Source organism: Actinosynnema sp. NPDC037264 (assembly GCF_055603705.1).
The window spans coordinates 56,082-80,804 of sequence record NZ_JBVJVK010000002.1; the positions used below are offsets into that span (position 1 = coordinate 56,082).

Here is a 24,723-nt window from a genome sequence, read left to right on the forward strand (position 1 = left end):
GGAGCGCTCCCAGGAAGGGTAACCCTGCGCGGTCACATTTGTGTAGGAAGTTCATGCACGTGAATAGGTCCGCGTACAGGCGATGTTTCGACGAATTCGCGAATTGTCGTCGAATGGCGATCGCGTTCATGGGACGCACGGGCGCGTCGCCAGCGCGCGAACCGGGCAACGTCGAGCAGGTCCGGCGCGCCCGTCCGTGGGAGCCTGGGGTGCGCCGACCGCCGAGAGGAGACCCATGGCCCAGCCCCCGATCGCCGTCACGGGCGCCACCGGGCACGTCGGTGGCCGCGTCGCCCGCCGCCTCGCGGAAGCAGGGCACGCCCAGCTGCTGCTCGTCCGCGACCCCGCCCGCGCGCCCAAGGTGCCCGCGGCGACCGTGGCGAAAGCCGGGTTCGCCGACCACGACGCCGTTCGCCGGGCCCTCGACGGCATCCCGACCGTCCTCATGGTCTCGGCTTCGGAATCACCCGACCGGGTGGACCAGCACCGCGCCTTCGTCGACGCCGCGGCGGCGGCCGGGGTCGCCCACCTCGTCTACCTCTCGTTCGTGGGCGCCGCGCCGAACGCCACCTTCACCCTCGCCCGCGACCACTGGGCCACCGAACGGCACGTCGAAGCCAGTGGGCTGGACTTCACGTTCCTGCGGGACAACCTCTACGCCGACTACCTGCCCGCCATGGTCGGGGACGACGACGTGCTGCGCGGTCCCGCCGGGAACGGTCGCCTGGCCGCCGTCGCGCGGGACGACGTCGCCGACGCCGCGACCGCCGTGCTCACCGACCCCGACGCCCACGCGGGCCGCACTTACGACCTCACGGGTCCGGCGGCGCTCACCTTCCACGAGATCGCCGACGTGCTGTCGGCAGCCACCGGCCGGACGATCACCTACCACCCGGAGACGGTCGACGAGGCCTATCGCTCGCGTGCCGGGTACGGAGCGCCCGACTGGCAGCTCGACGCCTGGGTCTCCACCTACACCGCCGTCGCCAGCGGCGAGCTGTCCGAGGTCGGCGACGCCGTGCCCACCCTCACCGGCCACCCCGCCACGTCGTTGGCGGACCTGCTCCACCGACGACGTGACGGGTGAGCGGGCTCAGCGGGCCAGCGGGATCTCGAAGTGGACGGTCTGGAAGCTAATCGGGTCGCCGTCACGCGCGTCGTGCACCTCCTCGGCCACCGAGCGCCAGAACGGCTCGGCACCCGCGATCCGGGTGTCGGTGTGCAGGTACAGCCGCTCGTAGCCCGGCGTCCCCGCGACGAACGCGGTGGCCATGTCGACCAACGCGCGCGCCAGCCCGCACCGGCGGTGCTCCGGCCGCACGTACACGCGGAACAACTGCGCCGTGCTGCCGTCCGGGTAGCGGGCGGCCAGCCAGGCGGGGTGCGGCGGGCTGGCCGGCGCCGTGGCGCGCACGCCGGTCGTACCCACCACCTCGTCGCCCTTGACCGCGACGAACAACGCGTGCCGGTCGGGCCGCAGGTACGCGCCGTCGAGGTCGACCACGTCACCGTGCCACTCGGGCCGGTAGCCGTAGCCGAACTCCTGGTAGAACGTGTCCAGCATGACGCTGCGCGCGCCGTCCACGTCGGTCGGCGAAGCCAGGCGGACCTCGTAAGGCCCTACTTCGCGGTGGTACAAGGTCATGTCTTCCTCTCCTCTGTTCCTTCCATCGAGCGGCCCAGCAGGCCGATGGTCACCGGGTGGGTGGGGGAGCCCAGGACGTCGCCCGCCGGCCCGTGCTCGACGACGTGCCCGCGGTGCAGCACGGCGACGCGGTCGGCCAGCCGCGCGACGACGGCCAGGTCGTGGCTGATCAGCACGACGGTGCAGGTCAGCGCGGCGAGCTGGTCGAGCAGGCTCGCCTGGGTCAGGGTGTCGAGGCCGGAGGTGATCTCGTCGCACACCAGCACGTCAGGCCGGGCCAGCAGCGCCCGCACCAGCGCCGCGCGTTGCAGCTCGCCGCCGGACAGCCCGGACGGCCGGCGGGTCACGGTCGCCTCGTCCAGCCCCACGGCCGCCAGTTCCGCCAACGCCGCCGCACGCGGGTCGGCGACGCCACCGAGCCGCACCGCGGTCCGGCTGACCTGGTCCAGCACGGTCCGGTAGGCGTCGAACGACGCACGGGCGTCCTGGAACACGTACTGCACCGCGGCCAACTGCGCCCGTGACCGGCGGCGCAACGACCGGGGCAGCGGACGCCCGTCCAGCAGCACGTCACCGGTGAACCCGGCGTGCAGCCCGGCGACGCACCGGGCCAGCGTGGTCTTGCCGCTCCCGGAGCGCCCCACGACGGCGAGGCACTCGCCCGCGCCCACCCGCACGTCCACGTCGTGCAGCACGGTCGTGGCACGGTGCCGCGCCGTCAGCGCCCGCGCCTCCAGCCGAACCGGCTCGACCGGCCGTTCGGCGGGCACGGTGACCCGGGGCTGCGCCGCGACCAGCTCGGCGGTGTAGGCCGTCCGCGGCCGGTCGAGCACGTCGGCCACCGGCCCCGCCTCCACGACCTGGCCCGCCCGCAGCACCACGACCTCGTCCGCCAACGCCCGCACCACGTCCAGGTCGTGCGTGAGCAGCACCAGCGCCACGCCCTGCGCCACGACCGACGACAGCTCGTCGACCACCTCGGCCCGGGTGATCGGGTCCTGCCCGGTGGTCGGCTCGTCCGCGACCAGCACCGCCGGGTCGCCGACCAGCGCCTGCGCCAGCACCACCCGTTGCTGCTGGCCGCCCGACAGCTCGTGCGGGTACCGGCGCAGCAGCTCCACCGGCACGCGGGCGCGGCGCAGCGCGTCGGCGATCAACGTGTCGCGATCACCGGGGTGCAGGGCGGCGATCTCCCGGAACACGCCACCGAGCCGCCGCACCGGGTTCAGCGCCGCGGACGGCTGCTGCGGCACGAACCCGATCCGCCCGGTCACCGTGATCCGCCCGCTCACCGACACCCCCGGCGCGTGCTCGCCGAGCAGCGCCAACCCCGTGGTGGTCTTGCCGCTGCCGGACGCGCCGACCAGCGCCACCACCTGCCCCGCCGACAGCGCGAAACTGACACCGTCGACCAACGCGCGCGACCCGGCCACCGCGCGCAGGCCCTCCACGTGCACCACCGCCGTCACGTCCGCGCCTCCGCCCGCAACGCCCGGTCGAACACCAGGTTCAACCCCACCGACAACGCCACGATCAGCAACGCGGGCACGACCACCGCCCACGGCTGCAGGAACAGCCCCACCCGGTTGCGGTCGACCATGACGGCCCAGTCGGCGGCGTCCGGCGCGACGCCGACGCCCAGGAAGCTGGCCGACGCGACCAGGTACAGCGCGCCGGTCAGCCGCACGCCCAGGTCGGCGGCCAGGGTCCGCAGCATCGATCGTCCCGTGTAGACGATGGACGTCCGCCACCACGCCTCGCCCTGCAACCGCATCGCCTCCAGCGCGGGCCGGCCGGCGATCTCCAGCGCAGCGGCCCGCGAGATCCGCGCCACGTCCGGGAAGTTGACCAGCGCCACCACGCCGACGAGCACCACCAGCCCCGGCCCGGCGATCGCCGCCACCAGGATCAGCACCAGCAACGACGGCACCGCGAGCAGCAGGTCCAAGGGCCGCATCAGCACCTCGTCCACGATCCGCAGGCGGGTCATCGCGGCGAGGACGCCCCACGGCACGCCGAGCACGTACGAGAACACCGTCGCCAGCAACGCCACCAGCACCACCGTCTGCCCGCCCGCGAGCACCTGGTGCCACACGTCCCGGCCGACGAAGTCGGTGCCCAGCGACGAGTTCTCCGCGAACGGCGCGCCCCGCGTCAGCTCGGCCGGCACGAACAACGGGCCCACCAGCGCCAGTGCCAGCGGCACCAGCACGAGCAACCAGCCGACGCCCCTCACGCGATCGCCACCGATCGCGGCGCGAGCCGGAACACGAGCAGGTCCGCGACCAGGTTCACCACCACCGTGGTCACCGCGAACACCACCGCCAGCCCTTGCACCACCGGCAGGTCGCGGCCCGCGACCGCGTCCACCAGGATCGTGCCGAGACCGGGGACGACGAACACCGCCTCGACCACGATCACGCCGCCGAGCAGCCAGTCGGTGGTCCGCGCCACCTGCTGCACGGCGGGCGCCAGCGCGGTCGGCAGCGCGTGCGCGAACCGGACCCGCGTCACCCCGATGCCCAGCCGCCGCGCGTGCCGGACGTAGTCGGACGCCAGCGCGTCGATCATGCCGGCGCGCACGAGCCGGCTGATCGAGCACAACGGCCGCGCGACGAGCACCACCAGCGGCAGCACCAGCACGGCGGGCTGCCCGAGCAGGTCCGCGCCCACCGCCGTGGGCGGCAGCCACCGCAACTGCACCCCGAACAACGCGATCAGCACGACGGCCAGCGCGAACTCCGGGATCGAGTGCAGGCCCACGGTCACCGTCGTGACCACCCGGTCCACCGGCCCGCCCTCGCGCAACGCCGCCAGCACGCCCAGCAGCACGGCCAGCGGGACCAGCAGCACCAGGGCGAGCACGGCCAGCACGAGCGTCGGACCCAGCCCGTCGTGCAGGAACTCCGCCACCGGCCGACCGGAGATCAGCGACACGCCGAAGTCGCCCCGCGCCAACCCCCGGAGCCAGTCGCCGAACCGCGGAAGCGGCGGCCGGTCCAACCCCATCGCGGCGCGGATCTGCGCGATCCGCTGGGGATCCGGGTTGTCGCCCGCCAACGCCACCGCCGCGTCCCCCGGCAACGCCTGCACCAGCAGGAACACCGCGGTGACGACGGCGAGCACCTGGACCAGGCCGATGGCCAGCCGCCGGGCCGCGTACCGGCGCAGGCTCATCCCAGCCACACCTTGTCGAACCGCGCCCAGTCGAGCGTGTTCGCGGGCGCGGTGGAGATGCCGCCCACCTTCGGCGCGGCGCCGACGATCCAGTCCGCGAAGCCCCACATCAGGTAGCCGCCCTCGGCGTGCAGGGAGCGCTGCATCTCCCGGTACACCTCGCCGCGCCGCCCGGCGTCCACAGTGGACACAGCCTGGTCGTACAGCGCGTCGAACTCGGGCCGGGCCCACTTGGTCACGTTCGTGCCCGAACCGCTCAGCAGGCGTTGCGCGACGTGGGTCTCGATCGGCATCGCGCCGGAGCGGAAGCTCGACAGCGAGCCGTTCTTGAGCGTGTCGGACCAGTAGCTGTCCTTGTTGCCGGTGACCACCTCGATGGTCAGCCCCGAACCCTTGACCTGGTCGGCGAACACCGTGGCGGCCTCGACCATCCCGGCCGCGGCGGTGGACGTGTCCAGCTTGACCGTGAGGCCCTCGGCGCCCGCGCGGCGGATCAGGAACTTCGCCTTGTCCAGGTCGCGCGTGCGCTGCGGGATGTCGTCGGCGTAGTGCTGGTAGCCCTTGCCGAACAGGTCGTTGCCCACCTGCCCGGAGCCCGCGAGCACCGACTCGACCAGCTGCGCCCGGTCGGCCAGCAGGAACATCGCCTCGCGCAGGTCCCGGTTGTCGAACGGCGGCCGGTCCAGCTTCATCGCGAAGGCCTGCACGGCGCTGTTGGGCGCGCGGTGGATCGCCATCCGGTCCCCGGCCGCGTGGCTGCGCGCGGTGGTCGGGGTGAGGTCGTGCGCGTACTCGACCTGGCCGCCGAGCAGCGCGTTCGTCCGCGCGGACTCCTCGTTGGCGATCACGAACTCCAGCTCGTCCAGGTGGGGCGCGCCCTCCCAGTACTCGGCGTGCCGCTTGAGCAGCACCGACTTGCCCGGCTCGAACGACACGAAGCGGAACGGCCCCGAGCCGACGGGCGTGGTGAAGTCCTCCGTGCCGGCGGGCACGATGTACGCGCCGAACGCCGCCAGCACGTTCGGGAACTCCACGAACGGCCGCTTCAGCGCGAACTCCACCGTCCGCTCGTCCACCGCGCGGCTGTTGGGCAGGTCGATCAACGCGAGGCTGGACTTGGCCCGGAACGCGCGGGCGGGGTCGAGGATGCGGGCGTAGCTGGCCAGCACGTCCTCCGCGCGCACCGGCTGCCCGTTGTGGAAGGCGGCCTGCCGCAACGTGATCCGCCAGCGGGTCAGGCCGGCGTCCGGCTCCCACTTCTCGGCGAGTCTGGGCTGCGCGGAGACGTCCGGGCCGAGGTCGGCGAGCTTGTCGTACAGCGCCTTGGACCGGGCGGCCTCCACGAACAGGTTCGCCAGGTGCGGGTCCAGCACCTCCTTGGCGCCGGCGCCCGCGAACGCTGCGCGCAGCCGACCGCCGTCGCGCGGGGTGGACGCGGAGGAGGTCGGTTCGGCGGCGCCGCACCCGGTGAGGGCGGCGACCGAGAGGCCGGCGGTGAGGCCGAGGAAACCGCGGCGGTTGAGGGGGTGCATGTCGTTCCTTTCAGTGGCGCAGGCGCGCGACGAGGTGCAGGCGGTCTCCGGACAGGGCTTCGCTCAACTCGACGTCGGCCGTCCCCGGTTCGTCGGGCGCCCACGGTGGCTCGGTGCGCGGCCCCGGCGCGTCGAACAGGGCGAGCACGTCGAAACCGGCGTGGTCGAGGAAGTGCCGCAGCTCCTGCGGGAACAGCAGCCGCCACGCCGAGCGCTGCACGAGCGGCTGCGCGCCGGGCCACCACCACTCGCGGCGGCGGCGCAGCAGCTGGGCGGCGTGGTCGATCCAGAGCCTCGTGTGGGAGGTGTAGGAGACGCCTTCCCAGACGACCGTGCGGGTGCGGACGCCGTCGAGCAGTTCGGTGTTGCCCAGGAAGAACGCGCCGTTGCGCATCTCCGCCACCAGCAGGCCGCCCGGTTCGAGGTGGTCGCGGCAGCGGCGCAGGAACTCGTCCAGGTCGGCGTTCGTGTGGCAGTACAGCAGCGCGCTGTCCAGGCACGTGATCACGTCGAAGCGCCGGCCGAGCGCGAACGACCGCATGTCGCCGAGCACGAACCCGACCGCCGGGTGGTGCGCGCGGGCGTGCTGGACCATGCGCTCGGAGCTGTCCAGCCCGACCACCTCGTAGCCGAGCCCGGCCAGGTGGCCCGCGTCGCGGCCGGTGCCGCAGCCGACGTCCAGCAGGGTGCGCCCCCCGCCGAACCTGGTCACCACGTCGTGCGCGAAGCGGGCGGCGACGTGGTCCGGATCGGGGAACTGCCGTTCGTAGAGACCGGGGTTGTCGGTCAGCAGGTTCTCGCTCATCGGGCCACCTCTCGTTTCACGGTGAGCGCGCCACGGCGGTGCAGCCAGGCCACGGCCGCCGCGCACCCGAGCCCGACGCCGACGCAGAGCAGCGACGCCACCGGGGCCGACCGGCCGAACACCCAGCCGATCGCCGCGTTGCCCAGGGCCGCGGCCAGGCCGGAGACCAGGTAGAACACGCCGAAGTACGTGCCGGCCAGACCGGTGCGGCCGAACGCGGGGATCAGCTCGTAGACGAACGGGTGCGCGATCATCACGCCCACCGACAGCAGCAGCGCGGCGACCAGCACGGGCGTGATGCCGCCGAGCGGGCCGACGTGGCTCACCGCCGTGGCGACGAAACCCAGCCCCATCACGGCGAGCCCGAGCGCGATGGCCCGACCGCGCGCGAGCCGGTCCAGCGCACGCGTGATGCGCACCTGGAACAGCAGCGTGGCCAGGGTGGACACCAGGAACAGCGCCGCGACGGCGAACGACGAGCCGGACAGCCGCCGCGCCTCCAGCGGCAGCACCAGGTACAGCTGGTTCTGCAGCACGAACATGCCGGTGAGCGCGCCGGTGAACGCCAGGAACCGCCGGTCCGACAGGCACTCGCGCCAGTCGTCGAGCACCGTGCCCCGGTGCGGCGCCGCCTGCCGGTCGGGCAGCACGACGGCCTGCGCGACCGTCAGCGCGGCGAAGATCCCGGCCGCCACCAGTGCCGCGACGCGGAAGTCCCACAGCATCAGCAGGCCGCCCAGCAGCGGCCCGGTCAGCGCGCCCGCCTGCCCGTAGACGTTGAACAGGGCGAACGCGCCCGCCCGGTCGGACGACTCGTCGGCGATGTACGCGCGCACGGCCGGGTTGAACAACGCGCCGGCCAGTCCGCTGAGGACCGAGGCGGCCAGCAGCACCGCCACCGACTCGCCCGCCGCGAACAGCCCGAACCCCACGGCCCGGACCGCGCAGCCCGCGATGATGACCCGGCGGGGCCCGAGCCGGTCGGCCGCCGAGCCGCCGAACAGGAACAGCCCCTGCTGGCTCAACGTCCGCACGCCGAGCACGGCGCCGATGGCCGCGACCGACAGGCCGAGGTCGCCGAGGTGCGTGGCGAGGTAGGGGATCAGCAGGTAGAAGCCGGTGTTCACGCCGAACTGGTTGACCAGCAGCAGGCGCACGGACAGCGGGAACCGCCTCATCGGCGCACGACCCCGCCCGATGCGGTGGTGGCGGGCGCCACGCCGAGACCGGGCACGCCCGCCAGGCGCAGGGTGCCGTCCTCGCCGCCGATGCCGGTCCACGGGTCGTCGGCCAGCAGCAGGTGGCCGTCCAGGTCGACCCACCGCGCGTAGCCGGTCAGGTGCACGGCGGGCGCGATGCCCAGCGAGCTGGCGACCAGGCAGCCGAGCATCACGTCCAGGCCGCAGCCACGCGCGACGTCGACGACCTCCCGGGCCGCGGTGATCCCGCCGCACTTGGCCAGCTTGACGTTCACCCCGTCGACCAGACCCGTCAGCGCCCGCACGTCGGCGACGGTGGCGGCGTCCTCGTCCGCGATCAACGGCACCGCGCACCGCTCGCGCAGCCACGCCAGCTCGTCCCACCGGCCGGGCGCGAGCGGCTGCTCCACCGCGTCGACACCGGTGAGCTGGTCGACCACCCGCACGGTCTCCTCGGCCGTCCAGCCGCCGTTCGGGTCGAGGATGAGGCGGACCTCGGGCGCGGCGGACCGGACGGCCGAGACCCTGGCGACGTCGTCCGCCGAGCCGACCTTGACCTTCAGCACGGTGAACCCCCGCGCGGCCAGCGCGGCGGCTTCGGCGGCGGCGTCGTCCGGCGCGACGATGCCGATCGTGCGGGCCGTCGGCACGTCCGTCCACTGTGGAACGCCGACCGAGGCGTGCACCGGCACCCCGGCGCGCAACGCCGTCAGGTCCCACAGCGCGGCGTCCACGGCGGCGAGCACGCCCGGCGGCAGCTCGGGCAAGCGCCCACGCAGCTCGTCGGGGTCGGCGCACGAGTCGACCACCGGCGCCAAGGCGTGCAGCAGACCGGTGATCCGCTCCACGTCCAGCCCGTAGTACTGGCTGGTGACGACCTCTCCGTGGCCGCGGACCCCGTCCCACTCGACGACCACGCGCACGGCGTCACGACGCGCCATCACCGACCGCGAGATGCGCAACGGCGACCGCAGCTCCAGCCCGTAGACCGTCCAGTCGAGCTTCACGCCGGCACCCCGACGGCCTTGGGCGCGTAGACCGACCGGCACCGGGCCCAGCTCGTGACCTCGACCTCGCCGGTGTCCGCGATCTCGACCGGCCGGTCCTCCGGCGTGCCCAGCAGGCCCCGTGACCGGCAGAAGTCGTCGTCGAAGATGGTGCCGAGGTAGCGGTGCGGGCCGTCCGGGAAGATCGTCGCCACGGTCGCGCCCGGCTCGACGCGCGCCACCCACGCCGACACCAGGGCGACCGCGCCCGTGCTCCAGCCGCCGGTGACGAAGCAGTCCCGCGCCAGTCGGCGGCACGCGTCGACCACCTCGACCGGACCGAGCCAGTGCACCTCGTCGAACTCCTCGTAGGCGACGTTGCGGGGGTGGATGCTGCTGCCGAGCCCGCGCATGACCCGTTGCCGGGCGGGTTGGCCGAAGATGGTCGAGCCGACCGTGTCCACGCCGATCAGCCGCACGTCCGGCCAGTGCCGGCGCAGGGCCGTGACGACGCCGGCGCTGTGCCCGCCCGTGCCGACGCTGCACACCAGCACGTCCGCGTGGTCGAGCTGGGCCGCGAGCTCCCGCGCCAGGCCCGCGTACCCGGCGGGGTTGTCGGGGTTGTTGTACTGGTCGGGCCAGTACGCGCCGGGCAGCCCGCGCAGCACGGCGTGCAGCCGGTCCAGCCTGGCCTGCTGCCAGCCGCCGGTGGGGTGCGGCCGGTCCACGACCTCCAGCCGCGCGCCGTGCGCGCGCAGCAGGGCGCGCATCGACGGCTCCAGCTCGTGGTCGACCACCAGCACGACCGGGTGGCCCAGCGCCTGGCCGGCGAACGCCAACCCGAGGCCGAGCGTGCCGCTGGTCGACTCCACGACCACCGCGCCGGGGCGCAGCTCGCCGCGCTCCCGTGCGGCTAACAGCATCGCGACCGCCGACCGGGCCTTCATCCCGCCCGCGCTCAGGCACTCCAGCTTCGCCCAGAACCCGCCGTGCCGGTGGGGCAGCGGCGTGTCGATGCGGGCGACCGGGGTGTTGCCGAGCAGGTCGAACAGGTGGGGGTTGCGTCGCACGGTCACCGGGCCCGTCCCGGGGCGGTGTAGTGGTGCACCGTGGTCGGGCCGCCGTGCAGCCAGAAGAACGGGAACGGCTCCGCCGACACCGCCGTGACGCCCGAGCCGAGGAACCACGGCACGATCGCGCTCGCCGTCTGGGCGAACACCACCAGCGGCCGGTCGGTGGCGGCGGTCGCGCGCAGCAGCGGTTCGAAGCTGCCGTTGCCGACCGTCATGCCGGAGGCCAGCACCAGGTCGCAGTCGGCGACGGCGGCGAGCGCGTCGGTCACGATCGGCTCGTCCCACTCGGTGCGACCGCCTTTGAGGTCGCACGGCACGTACTCGACGCCGCGGGCGCGCAGGTGGTGCAGCAGCGAGTTCACCACGCCGACGACCAGCACGCGTTGTCCCGGCGCGGCGTCCAGCAGGTCGACCACCGCCGAGGCGCGGGCCATGGACTTGGTGAGCGAGTCGCCGGCGCCGATCACGACGTGCCGCGCGGCGGAGAGGTGGTGCGGGTGCGCGTGCATGAGGTACGCGTCCAGCACCGCCGTGCGGATCGCGGTGTCGGGGTGGGCGAGCAGGTCGGCGACGGTCTCGCCGACGCAGTCCGTCACCGCGGCGTCGTCCGCGCCCTCGGGCTCGACCGCGCACGAGCCGACCGCGTCACCGACCCGGACGCTGACCACGGTGTTGCGGTACACCTGGCCACGCGACACGTGCCGCGCGCCCTGCCTCGTGGTGAACGCGACGCTGACCCGGCAGTCGGCCGGGTCGGGCCCCACCGCGCCCGCTCGCGCCAGCGCGACCAGTTCGGTGACGCCTGACAGGGGACGCCGGTCTGCCTGCGCCGTCACGCCACTCCTCCCGGCGTCCGGTCGGGTCGGGCGGTTGCGCGGTGTCCGGCGGGGTGTCGGAGGTCGGGACTGCTGGTGACCCGGCCTGCTCGCGCGGCTGCCCGGTGTCCGGTCGTGTGGCGGCGGCCGGGGACTCGGTCTGCCTGCCCGGTCACGCGATGTCCTCCGCGTAGCGGACGTCCAGCGTGCCGACGACGCGTTCGGCGCGAGCCCGGGCGTCGGTGTCGGGGGAGGTGACCATGACGTGCCCCAGGTAGCTGTTGTTGCTGGTCGGCTCGCCGGCGCGGTGGCCGGCGGGCTTCGCGGCCCAGTCGACCACCTCCGGGTTCGCGGCCAGGGCCTCCGCACCGTCGATCCCCGCCACCACGCCCGCCCGCGGCGGCAGCAGGAACGAGACGGCCGCGCTGCGCACGCCGGTCTCCCGGGCCCGCAGGTCGGGCTGGCGGCCGACGGCGAGTTCGGCGAACACCGACGGCAGGTCGACCCCGGTCACGCGGCGCACCAGCTCCGTGATCCGGTTGCCGGCCGGGCGCGGGTTGACCTCGATCAGCCGGGGGCCGTCGGCGGTCAGCTTGACCTCGGTGTGCGCGACCGCGTGGTCCAGGCCCAGCGCGTCGATCGCGCTCACGGCGGTGTCCACGGCGGCGTCCCGGTCGACCTCGCTCAGCGCGGCCGGGAACATGTGGCCGCTCTCCACGAACCACGGCCGCCCGGCCAGGCTCTTGTCGGTCACCCCGATCACGTAGGTCGTGCCGGCCGCGGTCACCGTCTCCACGCTCACCTCGGGGCCGACCAGCAACTCCTCCAGCAGCACGGTCGGCACCCGCTCCTGACCCCGCGCGTTGACCGGGAACGCTTCCAGCGCCAGGTACGCCTCGCGGAGCGCGGTCTCGTCGCCCACCTCGCGCACGTGCATCCCCGCGCACAGGTCGACCGGCTTGACCACCAGCGGGTAGCCCAGCTCGGCGGCGGCCTTCGCGGTCGCGGGCCAGTCCCGCGTCAGCGCGAACCGGGGACCGGGCACGCCCGCCGCGGAGGTGGTCGCCCGGGTGAGGTCCTTGCGGTAGGCGCGTTCCACGGCCTTCGGGTCCGCGCCGGGCAGGCCGAGGTGCGCGGCCACGGTGGCGACGGTGGAGAGGTAGTAGTCGCAGGAGGAGATCACGCCGTCGAACGCCAGCACCCCGTGCAGCCGCTCCACATAGGACAGCAGTGACGGCACGTCGTTGGTCTCGGCGGTGAGCACGTTGTCCGCCGCCAGCAACGGGTGCGGGTGTGCGGGCGCGGCGCGCAGGTAGTGCTGGAGGTCGCGGGTGAGGAAGGTGAACCGGTGGCCGGACTCGTGGATCGCCCGTGGCAGCAACGAACTCATCGCGCCGACCCAGCTCTCGATCATCAACAAGTGCGCCACGCGTGCTCCTCCGAAGGGGGCGTCGGACCGGGACTGAGGGAATGGTAATCATTATCAGTCCGGTGGCGAGGCCGCCAATCGAGTGATGTGGCTCACTGGATTCGCCTAGTGCTCTCCTTCTAGGTCGAAGTGCGAAAAGGTCTCAGTTCCGGCGGGCGCGATAAGCCGCGACGGCGATCCGGTTCCCGCACGTCGTGCTGCAATAGCGGCGCGAGCGGTTGCGCGACAGGTCGAGCACGAGCCCGCCGCACGTCTCGTCCGCGCAGACGGAGAGGCGGCTCAGCTCGTCGGCGCGGATCACGTCGACCATCGCCATGGCCGTCTCGACGGCGATCCGGTCGGCCAGCGGCGTCGCGGGGTCGGTGGCGTGCAGATGGTAGTCGAAACCGTCGTGCCGCACGAGCCGCGGCACGGCCCGGTGCGTGGCCAGGATGTCGTTCACGATCCCGGCGGCGGTGTCGCGGTCGCTGGTCAGGAGTCGCCGCAACGAGCCGCGCAGCGCTCGCACCGCCTCCAGTTCCGCCGCGTCGTGCGCGCGCGAGCCGGTGTAGCCGTGCTCGGCGAAGAACGCGTCCAGCTGCGCCTGGTCGGTCATCGTGTCCGGCTCCTCGGCCGAGTTCACCAAGGCGACCGCGGCGACGAGCGACGCGGTCGTGTCATGGGTGAAAAGCATGTTGACAGATTACTCCCGAGGTCCATAGCGTCATGGGTCATGGCGACGATGACACATGACGTGCAGGTGGGCGGCCTGCGGGCCGGGTTGGGGTTCGCGCTGCTGTCCGCGTCGTCCTTCGGGTTGTCCGGGCCGCTGGCGCGCGGGTTGATGGACGCGGGCTGGTCCTCCGCCGCCGCCGTCGCGGTGCGCGTCCTGCTGGCCGCGGCGGTGCTCGCGCCGATCGCGGTCGTGCAGCTGCGCGGCCGGTGGCGCCTGCTGCGGCGCATCGCCCCGTTGATCACGGCGTACGGGCTGGTCGCGGTGGCGGGCTGCCAACTGGCGTTCTTCAACGCCGTCGCGCACATGGAGGTCGGTGTCGCACTGCTGGTCGAGTACACCGCGCCGGTGGCCGTGGTCGGCTGGTTGTGGCTGCGGCACGGTCAGCGGCCGACCCGGCTGACGGTGCTCGGCGGCGTGCTTGGCCTGCTCGGGCTGTTGCTGGTGCTCGACGTCGTGTCCGGCGCGCACGTCAGCGTCGTCGGCGTGCTGTGGGCGTTGGCCGCGATGGTGGGCGCGGCGGTGTACTTCGTGCTCAACGCGCGTGACGCGGAAGGGCTGCCTGGGACCGTGCTGGCCGCGGGCGGGTTGCTGCTGGGCGGTGTGGTGCTGCTGCTGGCGGGCGCGGTCGGGGTCGTGCCGTTCGCGGTGTCGGCCGCGCCGGTCGCGTTCGACGGGTTCACCGTGGCGTGGTGGCTGCCGGTGCTCGCGCTCGGCGTGGTGACGGCGGCCCTCGCGTACGTCGCCGGCATCGCCGCGACCAGGCGGCTCGGCTCGCGGCTGGCGTCGTTCGTGGCGTTGACCGAGGTCGTGATGGCGTTGCTCTTCGCGTGGCTGCTGCTCGGCGAGGCGCCGGGCCCGGTCCAGCTGGCCGGCGGCGCGCTGATCCTCGGCGGCGTGGTGGCCGTCAAGCTGGGCGAGCCGCGCTAGTGCCGGGCTCCTCCGGGACGGGCGGAACGTCCCGGAGGCCCCCCGGCGCCAGTGCGACCCCGGCGCTAGTGCGACGTCGCGACCGCGGGTTGACCGATCGGGAGGTTCACCGGCTCGCCCGCCACGAGCGTCATCCGCTCCAGCCCCGCGCTGCTCGCGCGCAGCTTGTCGGACAGCCGGGCGGACCACTGGTCCCGGTAGGTGCCCAGGGCCACCTCGGCCAGCCGCAGCCGCTGGATGTCCGACGTGCCGGCGGGGGAGTAGATGTGGTTGGCGTCGCGCAGCAGGCGTTCGACGGTGCGGCCGGGGTCGAGCCCGTACGCCGCGTGCACCTCCATCGCCGTGCGCGCGGAGTCCAAAGAGGACTCGACGTTGAGCAGCTTGGCGCTGATCAGGTCCGCGTCGCACGGGGCGCCCTGGTCGAGCAGGTGCGCGGCGTAGTACGCGGCCAGCCGCGCGGTCATCAGCTGGGACTGCATCTGGCCCAGCTTCTGCTTCACGGTGGGCAGCTCGGACAGCGCCTCGCCGTAGCGCCGGTGGCTGCTCGCGAACTCGACCGTCTGCTCCACGATCGCGCGGTGGATGCCGAGCGACACGGCGGTCAGGTTGGGCCGCCCGTACAGGACGCTGGAGGAGTAGGCCACGGCGAGGCCGTCACCCTCGGCGCCCAGCAGGTTCCCCGCCGGCACGCGGCAGTCGTCGAAGACCAGCTCGCCGAAGCTGAAGCCGTGCAGGCCGAGGGCGGGCTGGTGCGGCGCCAGCGAGAAGCCCGGCGCGGTCGCCTCCACCAGGAACGCGGACAGGCCGCGCGAGCCGGGCCCGGTGCGGACCACCACGCCGTGCAGGTCGCCGACGTGGCTGTTGCCGACGAACACCTTGCGCCCGTTGAGGACGTACTCGTCGCCCACGCGCTCGGCGGTGGCGGCCATGCCGAGCACGTGCCCGCCCGCCTCCGGCTCGGTCACCGCGATGGTCGGCAGGCACCGGCCGTCGCTCACCCGCGGCAGCCAGTGCCGCTTCTGCTCCTCGTCGCCGAAGTGCACGATCTTCGCGACACCCAGCTGCGACGCCTGCACCATGGCGCCCATCGCGCCGCTGACGCGGGAGAGCTCCTCGATGATGATGGTCTTGGCCAGGTGACCCAGACCCATGCCGCCGTACCTCGGTTCGACGGTGACGCCGAGCCAGCCCTGCCGCGCGATCAGCCGGGACAACTCGACGTGGACGGCTCTGGACTCCTCCATGCCGGCCACCGCCGGCGCGACCTCCGCCTCGGCGAACGCGCGCACCTCGGCGCGCAGCCGCTCGTGCTGCGGGGTGGTGAAGTAGCTGGTCGTCCGGGCGGCGAAGCTCACTGGTGTTCCCCCATGTTTGTATTTCGCCGGTTTTTCCGGCAGCACGGATTCCCGGTGCGTTGTGCGGCCTGCCACGATTTCGCGCCCATCACACACTCGGTGGAGTGGGTCGGCAATACCGTTGTACCAGGTCGCTTCGGGCTTCCGCCGCTGCGTGTCGGCGGTCGTGTGAAATGCGCGTGTGAGGCATGGGTCCCGATCGCCACGGCCGGTGATCGAGACAGTGTTACCTTTGCATCACTCCTGGTCACAACCTTGACCATGAACGGCCCCGAGGCTGCGGAAATCGCGGATCCGGGCCAGGCGCGGATCGCGGTGCGCGATGGGCAAAAGCGGTGACGGTGGGTAACGGCGTATGTCCCCGCTGCCTTTGTGGGCACGTTTCGATTGGTGGTCCGGAAGTATTACGACATTCGGACACATCATGAGGGTCACTCACGTGGACCTGGGGGAAGTGCGGTTCGACAATGCGGAACGATTATGGGTCGCGTGGAATTATTTCGGGTCCTTGTCACATCACTGCGGCCTTCCTATGCTCGGAAAGCGCTTACCTCATCCCTCGACGACGGGTGGACGATGGACATCGCTCACGGGCTCCGGATCGCCGCCCTCGGCGCGGCCGTGGCGCTGCTGGTCTCCGGGTGCTTCGGCGGCCGACCGGCCGACGGCGGAGCGGGCGCCCAGGGGCCGATCCGCGTCGGCGTCTCCTTGCCGCTCACCGGCGACTTCTCCGAGCCGGGCAAGGGCGTGCAGCGCGGCTACGAGGCGTGGGCCGAGCACGTCAACGCCAACGGCGGGCTCCTCGGCCGCCAGGTCGAGCTGATCGTCCTGGACGACCAGTCCAACGCCGACCGCGTGGCCGCCGACTACGAGAAGCTGATCAACTCCGACGGCGTCGACCTCGTCTTCGGCCCGTTCTCCACCCGCCTGGTCATCCCGGCCGCGCAGGTGGCCCGCGACTACGGCTTCCTGTTCGTCGAACCGGCCGGCGCCGCGCGCGAGGTCTTCGAGCAGGGCTTCGACAACCTGTTCTACGCCGCGCCCGCCGTCGCGCAGGACCACTACGACCACCTGGCCGAGGCGATCATCGCGATGCCCGAGGCCACCCGGCCGAGGACGGCGGCGTACGCGGCGATGGACGACCCGTTCGCCCAGGGCACGGCCAACGGGCTGAAGGAGAAGCTCGCCGCGGCGGGCATCCGGACCGTGGTGGACGAGGTGTACCCGCCCAACACCACCGACTTCGGCTCGATCGCGGCCAAGATCGCCGACTCGCGCGCGGACGTCGTGGTCGGCGGCACGCAGTACCAGGACGCGGTGAACCTGATCGTCGCCCTGCGGCAGCTGGACTACCAGCCGAAGCTGGCCGCGTTCTCCACCGCGCCCACCAACCCCGAGTTCCCGAGAGCGATCGGCGCGCAGACCGAGGGCATCCTCTCGCCGACCGGCTACACGCCCGAGGCGGACTACCCGTCCAACAAGGAGTTCGTGGACTTCTACACCCGCGAGCACGGCGCCGCGCCCACCGAGGACGAGGCCAACGCCTGGACCACGGGCCAGGTCGTCGCCGCCGCCGTCACGGCCGCCGGCTGCGCCGACCCGTCCGAGTCGTGCCAGCGCAAGATGATCGACTGGCTGCACGGCAACGAGGTGCGCACCGTCGTCGGTCCGCTGCGGTGGGACTCGGCCGGTCGGCCCCAAGGCGCACACCTGATCCAGCAGTACGTGGGCGGCGAGATCCGCATCGTGCTGCCCGCCGAGGCCCGGGAAGCCGAGCTGGTCTACCCGAAGCCCGCGTGGTGAGGCCGGGTGTCCCTCGTCTTCCAGAGCCTCGTGCTCGGCGTGCTGATGGGCGGGCTCTACGCCCTGCTGGCCGCCGGCCTGACGCTCTACTTCGGCGTGATGCGCGTGGTGATGATCGCGCACTCCGCGTTCCTGGTGCTGGCGGCGTACCTGGCGTGGGCGTTCACCGTGGGCACGGGGCTCGACCCGATGCTGTCGCTGGTGGCCACGGTGCCGTTGTTCTTCGTGGTCGGCGTGGCGGTGCAGCGGCTGCTGGTGGCCCGGCTGCGGCCGGCCACGCTGACGATGATGTCGGTGCTGCTCACGTTCGCGGTGGCGTTGGTGGTGGAGGGCGCGCTGGGGCTGGTGTTCAGCGGCACGCACCGGCGGGTGCCGCTGTCCTACTCGGGCGCCCGGCTGGAGCTGTTCGGCGCGAGCGTGGCGGTGGTGAAGCTGATCGCGTTCGGGCTGGCGGTGGTGACGTTGGCCGGCCTGCACGTGCTGCTCAAGGTCACCCGGTTCGGCCAGGCGTTGCGGGCCACGATGCAGCACCGCGAGGCGGCGCGCCTGCTCGGCGTGGACACCGACCGGGTGGCCGGGTACGGCTTCGGGCTGGGCCTGGCCACGGCCGCCGTCGGCGGGACCGCGCTGGCGCTGGACGCCACGATCTACCCGTCGCTGCACTGGCACTGGATCGGGCCGCTGATGGCGATCATCGTGGTCGGCGGGCTCGGCAGCGTCGGCGGGGCGGCCGTCGCGGCGCTGCTGCTGGGCGTCGGGCAGAACCTGCTGCAACTGCCGCTGGGCACGACGTGGGCGCAGACGTTCTTCTACGCCGCCCTGTTCGTGACGCTGATCCTGCGCCCTCAGGGGTTCTTTGGAGGCCGCCTTGCGCAGCGGTTCTGAGGTGGTGCTGAAGGCCGTCGGGCTGGTGGTGCTCGCGGCGTTCCTGGTGGCGTTCCCGAGCCTGGCGTCGGACCCGTTCGTGCTCTCGGTCGGCGTGGTGATCATCAGCTACGCGGTGCTCGCCACGGCGTGGAACTTCGTCGGCGGGTTCACCGGCTACATCTCGCTGGGCCACGCCGCGTACTCCGGCCTCGGCGGTTACGCCACCGGTCTGCTGGTCCTGCGCGCGGACGTGGACCCGTGGCTCGCCTTCCTGCTCGGCGGGGTGGTCGTGGCGGCGCTCGCGGTGCCGATCGGCATCGCCGCGCTGAGGGTGCGCGGCGCGTCGTTCGTCATCGTGTCGATCGCGGTGGTGCTGGTCCTGCTGCTGGTGTTCCAGAGCTGGGAGTCGGTGACGGGCGGCTCGGACGGGCTGCGCGTGCCGCGGCCGTTCGGCGCGGAGGTGCTCCGGCCCGAGCAGCACCAGCGGTTCTTCCACCTGCACGCCGTGCTGCTCGCGGTGATGCTGCTGTGCTGGTGGCTGGTCGACCGGTCGCGCTTCGGCATGGGGCTCAAGGCGATCCGCGAGGACGAGGACAAGGCGCGGTCGCTCGGCGTGCCGACGGTGCGGTACAAGCTGGCGGCGTTCGTGGTGTCGGCGTTCTTCACCGCGCTGGGCGGCGGCCTGTACGCGCTGTGGTTCGGCTTCCTCGACCCGATCTTCCAGTTCTCCATCCTGGTCGGCTCGAACATGGTGCTGATGAGCCTGCTCGGCGGCGTGCGGAGCCTGTTCGGGCCGTTGGTCGGCGCGGTCGTCGTCGGCTATGCGACGGAGTTCTTCAAGGCGCAGTACGGCGACACGCAGCTGCACCTGGTCGCGATGGGCGTGCTGCTGGCGGTGGTGGTGCTGTTCCTGCCGGACGGGATCATCCCGGCGTTGCGCGGGCTGGTGGCGCGGCTGCGGCCGGGGCAGGCGTCGATCCGCGAGGTCACGCAGGAGGAGCTGGCCGAGGAGGTGCGCCGGTGAAGGGGCTGCGCGTCGAGGGGCTGACCAAGTCCTACGGCGGGGTGCGGGCGGTGGACGGTGCTTCGGTGCGGTTCCGGCACGGCCGGGTCAACGCGTTGATCGGGCCGAACGGCTCGGGCAAGACGACGTTCTTCAACTGCGTCACCGGGATGGTCAGGCCGGACGCGGGCACGGTGACCTACCACGGCCGCGACCTCACCGGACGGCCCGCGCACAAGATCGCGCACGCGGGCATCGGCCGCAGCTTCCAGCTGTGCCGGGTCTTCCCGCGCCTGACCGCCGTGGAGAACCTGCTGGCGGCGGTGCGGCCCGGCTCCGTGCTGCGCGCGCTGGCGCCGGCCCGCCGCAAGTCCGATGTGGACCGCGCGATGGGGTGGTTGACCCGGGTCGGCATCGAGCACCTGGCCGACGTCGAGGCGCGTGACCTGTCCTACGGGCAGCAGAAGCTGCTGGAGCTGGCGGGGGTGCTGATGGCGGAGCCGGAGACGATCCTGCTGGACGAGCCCGCCGGCGGCGTGAACCCGGCGTTGATCGAGCGGATCGGCGAGCTGGTGCGCTCGCTCAACGCCGAAGGCCGGACGTTCCTGATCGTGGAGCACAACATGGACGTGGTGATGAGCTTGTCCGATCACGTGGTCGTGTTCGACCGGGGCAGGCCGATCGCCTCGGGGCCGCCGGACGTGGTGCGTGCCGACCCTCTCGTGCTGGCGGCCTACCTTGGCGGCTGACCTGCTCGAGCTCGTGGACGTCGAGGCCGGTTACGGCCGGGCGGCGCTGGTGCTGCGCGGGCTGACGGTGCGCGTGCCGCCGGCGTCCGTGGTGTGCCTGGTCGGTCCGAACGGCGCCGGCAAGTCCACCGTGCTGAAGGTGGCCAGCGGGCTGCTCGCGCCGCGTGCCGGCCGGGTCGTGCTGGACGGTCGCGACGTCACCGGGCGCGGGCCGCGGTCGTTGCTGGCGGACGGCCTGTCGCACGTCGTGCAGGGGCACAGCGTGTTCCGCGAGATGACCGTGGGGGAGAACGTCGTGCTCGGCGCGTACACCGTGCGGGACAAGGCGGTGGTGGCCGAGCGGGTCGACTTCGTGCGGTCGCTGTTCCCGGTGGTCGGCGAGCGGTGGGACGCGTTGGCGGGCGCGTTGTCGGGTGGTCAGCAGAAGCAGGTGGAATTCGCCCGCTCGCTCATGGTCCGGCCGCGGGTCGTGCTGCTGGACGAGCCGTCGATGGGCCTGGACCCGAAGTCCACCGCGACCGTGTTCGAGCAGATCGTGCGGATGCGTGACGCGGGCACGGCCGTGCTGCTGGTCGAGCAGAACGCCAGGCGTGCGCTGGAGATCGCCGACCTGGGCTGCGTCCTGGACCTGGGCCGCGTCCACCTCGCGGGCCCCGCCCCCACCCTGCTGGCCGACCACCGCCTGGGCGACCTCTACCTCGGCCGCGCGAGGACCGAGCCGTGAACGCCCCCTCCCGCTCCGCCCCGACCACCCCACGAGCACCCGCCGCACTCCCGCCGACCGCGAGCCGACCCGGTCCGCTTCCGACCCGGACCGGAGCAAGTCGCTCGTCAGCTTGGACGAGGCCGCCGCTTCCACCCTCGGCGGGCAGGCGGACGTGGCGCGAGCGGCGGAAGTGGGCGCGCCGGCGACCTCCGCTGCCAACCCGATCGCGTCGGTTCAGCCGCCGTGCGCGCGAACCGGAGGCGAAGCTCCGCCTCGGCGGTCCGGGCGAGGAGTTCGGCGCCGCGCCGCACGAGTGGCGCGAGGAGGCCAAGGAATGCCGACGTGACAGCCTTTCCTCCGCAGCCGCCGGCCGAGCTCGATGACTGCTGTCAGGACCGGCTCGCGTCCTCCGCCTTCGACCCTCGTGCCGCTCGACGCGTCGCACGTCACCGTCGGCGGGATCGGCTCCGCCGGGCGACCGCGGCGCTTCGCCACGGTCGCGCCCTTGACCCGGCAACCGCAGTGCTTCGCAGGGGTCGCCGCCCAGGGGAACCCTGGATTCGATTCTATCCAAGGGGTCCGACAGTTCCGGGCCCTGTCGGGAGGTCAGCGATGGGCAAGAGCAGGTGGTGGGCAGTGGTGCTCGCGGTGGCCGTGGTGGTCTCCGTTGCGGTGCCGGCGGGAGGCTCGCCGGACGACCCGATAGCCGACCCGATCCCGCAGGACCCCATCCGGTCGCGGCTCGGGCTCGTGCTCGACGAGGTGGCGCGGCTGCCCGCCTCGACACCGACCCCGCCCACCACCGACACCCGCCTCAACCGGCACAACCGGATCAACTTCGTCGGTGAGGTGCCGGACGGGTCGGGGCGGCGGTACGTGCCCGACCTCAACGGGCCGCTGCACCTGCTCGACGGCGACACCCGGCACGTCTACCTCGACTTCGCCGCGCGCTTCCCGAACTTCTTCTCCGGCCGCGGCATGGGCAGCGGGTTCGGGTTCGTCGCCTTCCACCCCGACTTCGCCCGCAACGGCAAGCTCTACACCGTCCACACCGAGGGCGAGGGCGCGATCGACACCGAGACGCCGACCTATCCCAACCAGCCCAACGCGGTCGTCCAGAGCGTGGTGTCGGAGTGGACGGCCACCGACCCCTCCGCCGACGTCTTCACCGGCACGCGCCGCGAGCTCTTCCGCTACGGCTTCGCCACCTACGTCCACGCCGTGCAGCAGATCGACTTCAACCCCACCGCCCGCCCCGGCGACCCCGACCACGGCCTGCTGTACCTGGCCGTCGGCGACGGCGGCATCGGCGTGACCTCCGACGTGCCCCAGGACCTCGGCAACCCGGCGGGCAAGATCCTGCGCATCGACCCGGCCGGCACGAACGGCCCCGGCGGGCGGTACGGCATCCCGGCCGCCAACCCGTTCGTCGGCCGCCCCGGCGCGCTCGGCGAGATCTTCGCCTACGGCATGCGCGACCCGCACCGGTTCACGTGGGACCGCGGCGGCGACCACGCGCTGTACGTCGGGCACATCGGCCAGCACTCGATCGAGGCCGTGTACGAGGTCCGCGCGGGCGACAACCTGGGCTGGAGCAGGCGGGAGGGCGCGTTCGCCTACCGCCACGAGGACCAGTGCCACGTCTACCCGCTCCCGGCCGACGACCCCGGCCACGGCTACGCCTACCCGGTGGCCGCCTACGACCACGACCGACCCGCCGGCTGGCCGTGCACCACCGACAGCGGCCACGCCATCTCCGGCGGCCAGGTCTACCGGGGCAGCGCCGTGCCGGGCCTGCGGGGCAAGTACGTCTTCGGCGACCTGGTCGACGGCCGCGTCTTCGCCACCGACGTGGCGCGGATGAGGCGCGGCGAGCCACCGGCGCCGCTGCACGAGCTCAAGGTGTTCGACACCGACGGCACCGAGCGGCGGATGGCCGACCTCGTCGGCGACGGACGCGTCGACCTGCGCTTCGGCACGGACGCCGCCGGCGAGCTGTACCTGCTGGCCAAGGCGGACGGCCGGATCTGGCGGGTCGTCGGCACGCGCGAGGGCCCGAGGTCCGAGGTCACGCCCGACGTGGCGCGCAACCTGGTGGCGCACTACGACTTCGAGCACCCGTTCCCCGTCGACGACGCCCGCGAGATCGACCTCGGCCGGTCGCGGACCCTGTTCCGGCTCGTCAACGGCGGCGATCGGATGCGCACCCGCGACGCCGCGTTCCCCGGCGGTGGCCACGCCCTGGAGCTGCGACCGCAACCCGGCGCGAACGACGACTGGAAAGCGGGCGTGTGGGACGAGGACGGCGCCGAGTCGCTGCGGGCGTTCAACGGCGTCGAGGGGATCACCATCATGGGCTGGTTCAAGCAGACGGGCGCCAACCCCAGCCCGGGTCACGGCGCGGTCGGGCTCGCGGGCCTGCTCAGCGGTGACTCCGAAGGGCACGCCGTCCGCGCGCTGATCGAGGCGTTCGAGGTCGACGGCAGGCTCCGGCTGGTCGCCCTCGGCCGCCGGACCGACGGCGGCGCGTCCCAGACCTACGCCGCCGACGCGGACTGGCAGCAGGTGCTGCCGCCGAACCGCTGGGTGCACCTGGCGGCCACGTTCGACTTCACCACGGGCCGGATGGCGCTCTACCGCGACGGACGCCCGTTGCCCGGCTCCTACACCGTGCCCGGCGACCCCTGGCAGGTCGACGGCACCGGCACGTCGGCCACCGACCCGAGGGGCATCAAGGTGGGCGGCAGCTTCCCGCAGGACACCGCCGAGCGGAACCCGTGCACCTGCCGGGTGGACTCGCTGATGTTCCTGGACGTCGCCGCGTCGGCGGAGGTGGTGGCCGCGCAGCACCGCCGGTTCACGCGGCGCTAGAACGTCGGGCGTTCGACGGACTCCGGGCGCTGGTGCCACGACAGCAGGGCCGTCCGCTTGGCCTCGGCGCGGGCGGCCCGCTCGGCCTGGTCCGGCCGGCCGGACAGGACGCGCTCGGCGGTCTCGAACTCGCGCAACGCCTCGGTGTCGGCCTCGTCGGAACCGAGCGAGGCCAGGCCGATGCCGCGCCACAGCCGCAGCACGCCGACCACGGGCGCGCCGGTCGCCCGCGGCTCGATCACGGCGAGGTGCCGGTCGATGCCGGGCAGCGCGTCGTGCGGGCCCTCCCGCGCCAGCACGACCTCGCACCACCGGTCGACGGCGTCGGCGGTCACGGACGCGTCGGGCGCGTGCCGCAGCAGGAGGTCGATGCTGCGGGTGAGGTGCGCCTCGGCCTCGTCCACCCGCCCGAGGTCGTCCAACGCCTGCCGCAGGGTGTGGTGGGCGACCGCCGCCGCGAGGCCGCCGGGCTCGATCCGCTCGGCCAGCGCGACGGCTTCCCGGGCGGCCTGCTCGGCGGCACGCCCCTTGCCCTGGAGCCGGAACGCGTGGGACAGCTCGGCGAGCGTGCACACCACCGTCTCGCCGGTCCGGTCCACGTTCCGCTGGATCGCCAACGCCCCGGCGAACGCCGTGACCGCCTCGTCCAGCGCTCCCGTGTCACGCAGGGCGCACCCGCGGCAGGCGAGCACCTTCGCGTGCAGCACGCCGTTCGGCTCGGCCTGCTCGACCAGGTCGAGGGCGTTGGCCAACGTCTCCAGCGCGCGCCGCGGGTTGCCGAGCTCCACGTCCATCCGCCCGTGCCCGGCCAGCGCCTGGGCCAGCAGCACGGCGACCTCGCGGTCGCGGCGGTCGAGGCCAGCCAGCTCGTAGCCCGCGACGGCGTACAGGTCGGCGGCCTCCGGGAACCGGCCCGCGATCACCGCCGAGTCGCCCTCCCGCAGCCGCCACCGCGCCAGCCCCACCCGTGCGTTCCGCTCGTCCCGCCGCTTCCGGTCCACCGCACCTCCCACCGCGGCGGTGCGGGCCGCCCCACGCGAGCACGCCGTCCTTTCCTTGATCGCTT

General features: G+C 73.2%; 22 protein-coding genes. 8 read left to right on the top strand and 14 right to left on the bottom strand.

Translation table 11 applies throughout. From position 1 onward, the window contains the following. The first annotated feature begins 235 nt into the window (after nucleotides 1-235). A complete protein-coding gene (locus tag ACZ7GX_RS02740) occupies nucleotides 236-1,087 on the top strand; it encodes an SDR family oxidoreductase (RefSeq protein WP_498772102.1) in 852 nt (283 codons plus the stop codon). 6 nt (nucleotides 1,088-1,093) lie between these two features. Here ACZ7GX_RS02740 and ACZ7GX_RS02745 read toward each other — a convergent pair whose 3' ends face one another. The 12 genes from ACZ7GX_RS02745 to ACZ7GX_RS02800 form a co-directional block, all read right to left on the bottom strand. Continuing rightward, the gene (locus ACZ7GX_RS02745; protein ID WP_498772104.1) at nucleotides 1,094-1,645 is read right to left on the bottom strand and encodes a GNAT family N-acetyltransferase; all 552 of its coding nucleotides are present in this window, start codon (nucleotides 1,643-1,645) and stop codon (nucleotides 1,094-1,096) included. After that, a complete protein-coding gene (locus ACZ7GX_RS02750; protein WP_498772106.1) occupies nucleotides 1,642-3,114 on the bottom strand; it encodes an ABC transporter ATP-binding protein in 1,473 nt (490 codons plus the stop codon). The genes ACZ7GX_RS02745 and ACZ7GX_RS02750 overlap by 4 nt, the downstream gene beginning before the upstream one ends. Further along, nucleotides 3,111-3,881: an ABC transporter permease gene (locus tag ACZ7GX_RS02755; RefSeq protein WP_498772108.1), complete on the bottom strand. Its 771-nt coding sequence runs from the start codon at nucleotides 3,879-3,881 to the stop codon at nucleotides 3,111-3,113. The genes ACZ7GX_RS02750 and ACZ7GX_RS02755 overlap by 4 nt, the downstream gene beginning before the upstream one ends. Next, complete coding sequence (locus ACZ7GX_RS02760; protein WP_498772110.1) at nucleotides 3,878-4,822, bottom strand: ABC transporter permease; 945 nt, start codon at nucleotides 4,820-4,822, stop codon at nucleotides 3,878-3,880. The genes ACZ7GX_RS02755 and ACZ7GX_RS02760 overlap by 4 nt, the downstream gene beginning before the upstream one ends. Beyond that, nucleotides 4,819-6,354, bottom strand: coding sequence for an ABC transporter substrate-binding protein (locus tag ACZ7GX_RS02765; protein WP_498772112.1), 1,536 nt, complete (start codon nucleotides 6,352-6,354; stop codon nucleotides 4,819-4,821). Before ACZ7GX_RS02765 ends, ACZ7GX_RS02760 begins: the two co-directional genes overlap by 4 nt. Before the next feature lie 10 nt (nucleotides 6,355-6,364). Continuing rightward, nucleotides 6,365-7,159: a class I SAM-dependent methyltransferase gene (locus ACZ7GX_RS02770; RefSeq protein WP_498772114.1), complete on the bottom strand. Its 795-nt coding sequence runs from the start codon at nucleotides 7,157-7,159 to the stop codon at nucleotides 6,365-6,367. Next, nucleotides 7,156-8,337 carry an MFS transporter gene (locus ACZ7GX_RS02775; RefSeq protein ID WP_498772118.1) on the bottom strand — a complete coding sequence of 394 codons (1,182 nt, stop codon included), beginning with the start codon at nucleotides 8,335-8,337 and terminating at the stop codon, nucleotides 7,156-7,158. The genes ACZ7GX_RS02770 and ACZ7GX_RS02775 overlap by 4 nt, the downstream gene beginning before the upstream one ends. Continuing rightward, entirely contained in the window at nucleotides 8,334-9,365 is a 1,032-nt protein-coding gene (locus ACZ7GX_RS02780; RefSeq protein WP_498772120.1) for a dipeptide epimerase, read from the bottom strand. The genes ACZ7GX_RS02775 and ACZ7GX_RS02780 overlap by 4 nt, the downstream gene beginning before the upstream one ends. Further along, nucleotides 9,362-10,420, bottom strand: coding sequence for a PLP-dependent cysteine synthase family protein (locus ACZ7GX_RS02785; RefSeq protein ID WP_498772122.1), 1,059 nt, complete (start codon nucleotides 10,418-10,420; stop codon nucleotides 9,362-9,364). Before ACZ7GX_RS02785 ends, ACZ7GX_RS02780 begins: the two co-directional genes overlap by 4 nt. After that, complete coding sequence (locus ACZ7GX_RS02790) at nucleotides 10,417-11,253, bottom strand: Rossmann-like domain-containing protein (protein WP_498772124.1); 837 nt, start codon at nucleotides 11,251-11,253, stop codon at nucleotides 10,417-10,419. Before ACZ7GX_RS02790 ends, ACZ7GX_RS02785 begins: the two co-directional genes overlap by 4 nt. A gap of 151 nt (nucleotides 11,254-11,404) precedes the next feature. Continuing rightward, entirely contained in the window at nucleotides 11,405-12,661 is a 1,257-nt protein-coding gene (locus ACZ7GX_RS02795) for an ATP-grasp domain-containing protein (RefSeq protein WP_498772126.1), read from the bottom strand. Nucleotides 12,662-12,803: 142 nt separating this feature from the next. Then, on the bottom strand, nucleotides 12,804-13,334 hold the full coding sequence (locus tag ACZ7GX_RS02800; protein WP_498772128.1) for a CGNR zinc finger domain-containing protein: 531 nt from the start codon (nucleotides 13,332-13,334) through the stop codon (nucleotides 12,804-12,806). Between the two features lie 39 nt (nucleotides 13,335-13,373). On the opposite strand from ACZ7GX_RS02800, the gene ACZ7GX_RS02805 reads away from it, so the two are divergent. Then, nucleotides 13,374-14,303 carry an EamA family transporter gene (locus ACZ7GX_RS02805; protein WP_498772130.1) on the top strand — a complete coding sequence of 310 codons (930 nt, stop codon included), beginning with the start codon at nucleotides 13,374-13,376 and terminating at the stop codon, nucleotides 14,301-14,303. Between the two features lie 65 nt (nucleotides 14,304-14,368). Here the strand turns inward: ACZ7GX_RS02805 and ACZ7GX_RS02810 are convergent, their stop codons facing one another. Next, nucleotides 14,369-15,658, bottom strand: coding sequence for an acyl-CoA dehydrogenase family protein (locus tag ACZ7GX_RS02810; RefSeq protein ID WP_498772132.1), 1,290 nt, complete (start codon nucleotides 15,656-15,658; stop codon nucleotides 14,369-14,371). 576 nt (nucleotides 15,659-16,234) lie between these two features. Here ACZ7GX_RS02810 and ACZ7GX_RS02815 point away from each other — a divergent pair. From ACZ7GX_RS02815 to ACZ7GX_RS02840, 6 genes are all read left to right on the top strand, one after another. After that, nucleotides 16,235-17,461 (top strand): amino acid ABC transporter substrate-binding protein, encoded by a 1,227-nt coding sequence (locus ACZ7GX_RS02815; protein ID WP_498772134.1) that lies wholly within the window; start codon nucleotides 16,235-16,237, stop codon nucleotides 17,459-17,461. 6 nt (nucleotides 17,462-17,467) lie between these two features. Then, nucleotides 17,468-18,346: a branched-chain amino acid ABC transporter permease gene (locus tag ACZ7GX_RS02820; protein ID WP_498772136.1), complete on the top strand. Its 879-nt coding sequence runs from the start codon at nucleotides 17,468-17,470 to the stop codon at nucleotides 18,344-18,346. Next, complete coding sequence (locus tag ACZ7GX_RS02825) at nucleotides 18,330-19,352, top strand: branched-chain amino acid ABC transporter permease (RefSeq protein ID WP_498772137.1); 1,023 nt, start codon at nucleotides 18,330-18,332, stop codon at nucleotides 19,350-19,352. The genes ACZ7GX_RS02820 and ACZ7GX_RS02825 overlap by 17 nt, the downstream gene beginning before the upstream one ends. Beyond that, nucleotides 19,349-20,080: an ABC transporter ATP-binding protein gene (locus ACZ7GX_RS02830; RefSeq protein WP_498772139.1), complete on the top strand. Its 732-nt coding sequence runs from the start codon at nucleotides 19,349-19,351 to the stop codon at nucleotides 20,078-20,080. The genes ACZ7GX_RS02825 and ACZ7GX_RS02830 overlap by 4 nt, the downstream gene beginning before the upstream one ends. Continuing rightward, entirely contained in the window at nucleotides 20,070-20,804 is a 735-nt protein-coding gene (locus tag ACZ7GX_RS02835) for an ABC transporter ATP-binding protein (protein ID WP_498772141.1), read from the top strand. The genes ACZ7GX_RS02830 and ACZ7GX_RS02835 overlap by 11 nt, the downstream gene beginning before the upstream one ends. Before the next feature lie 594 nt (nucleotides 20,805-21,398). After that, complete coding sequence (locus ACZ7GX_RS02840; protein WP_498772143.1) at nucleotides 21,399-23,657, top strand: PQQ-dependent sugar dehydrogenase; 2,259 nt, start codon at nucleotides 21,399-21,401, stop codon at nucleotides 23,655-23,657. On the opposite strand, the gene ACZ7GX_RS02845 is transcribed toward ACZ7GX_RS02840, so the two are convergent. Continuing rightward, entirely contained in the window at nucleotides 23,654-24,658 is a 1,005-nt protein-coding gene (locus ACZ7GX_RS02845; RefSeq protein WP_498772145.1) for a hypothetical protein, read from the bottom strand. The genes ACZ7GX_RS02840 and ACZ7GX_RS02845 overlap by 4 nt on opposite strands. Nucleotides 24,659-24,723 lie beyond the last annotated feature (65 nt).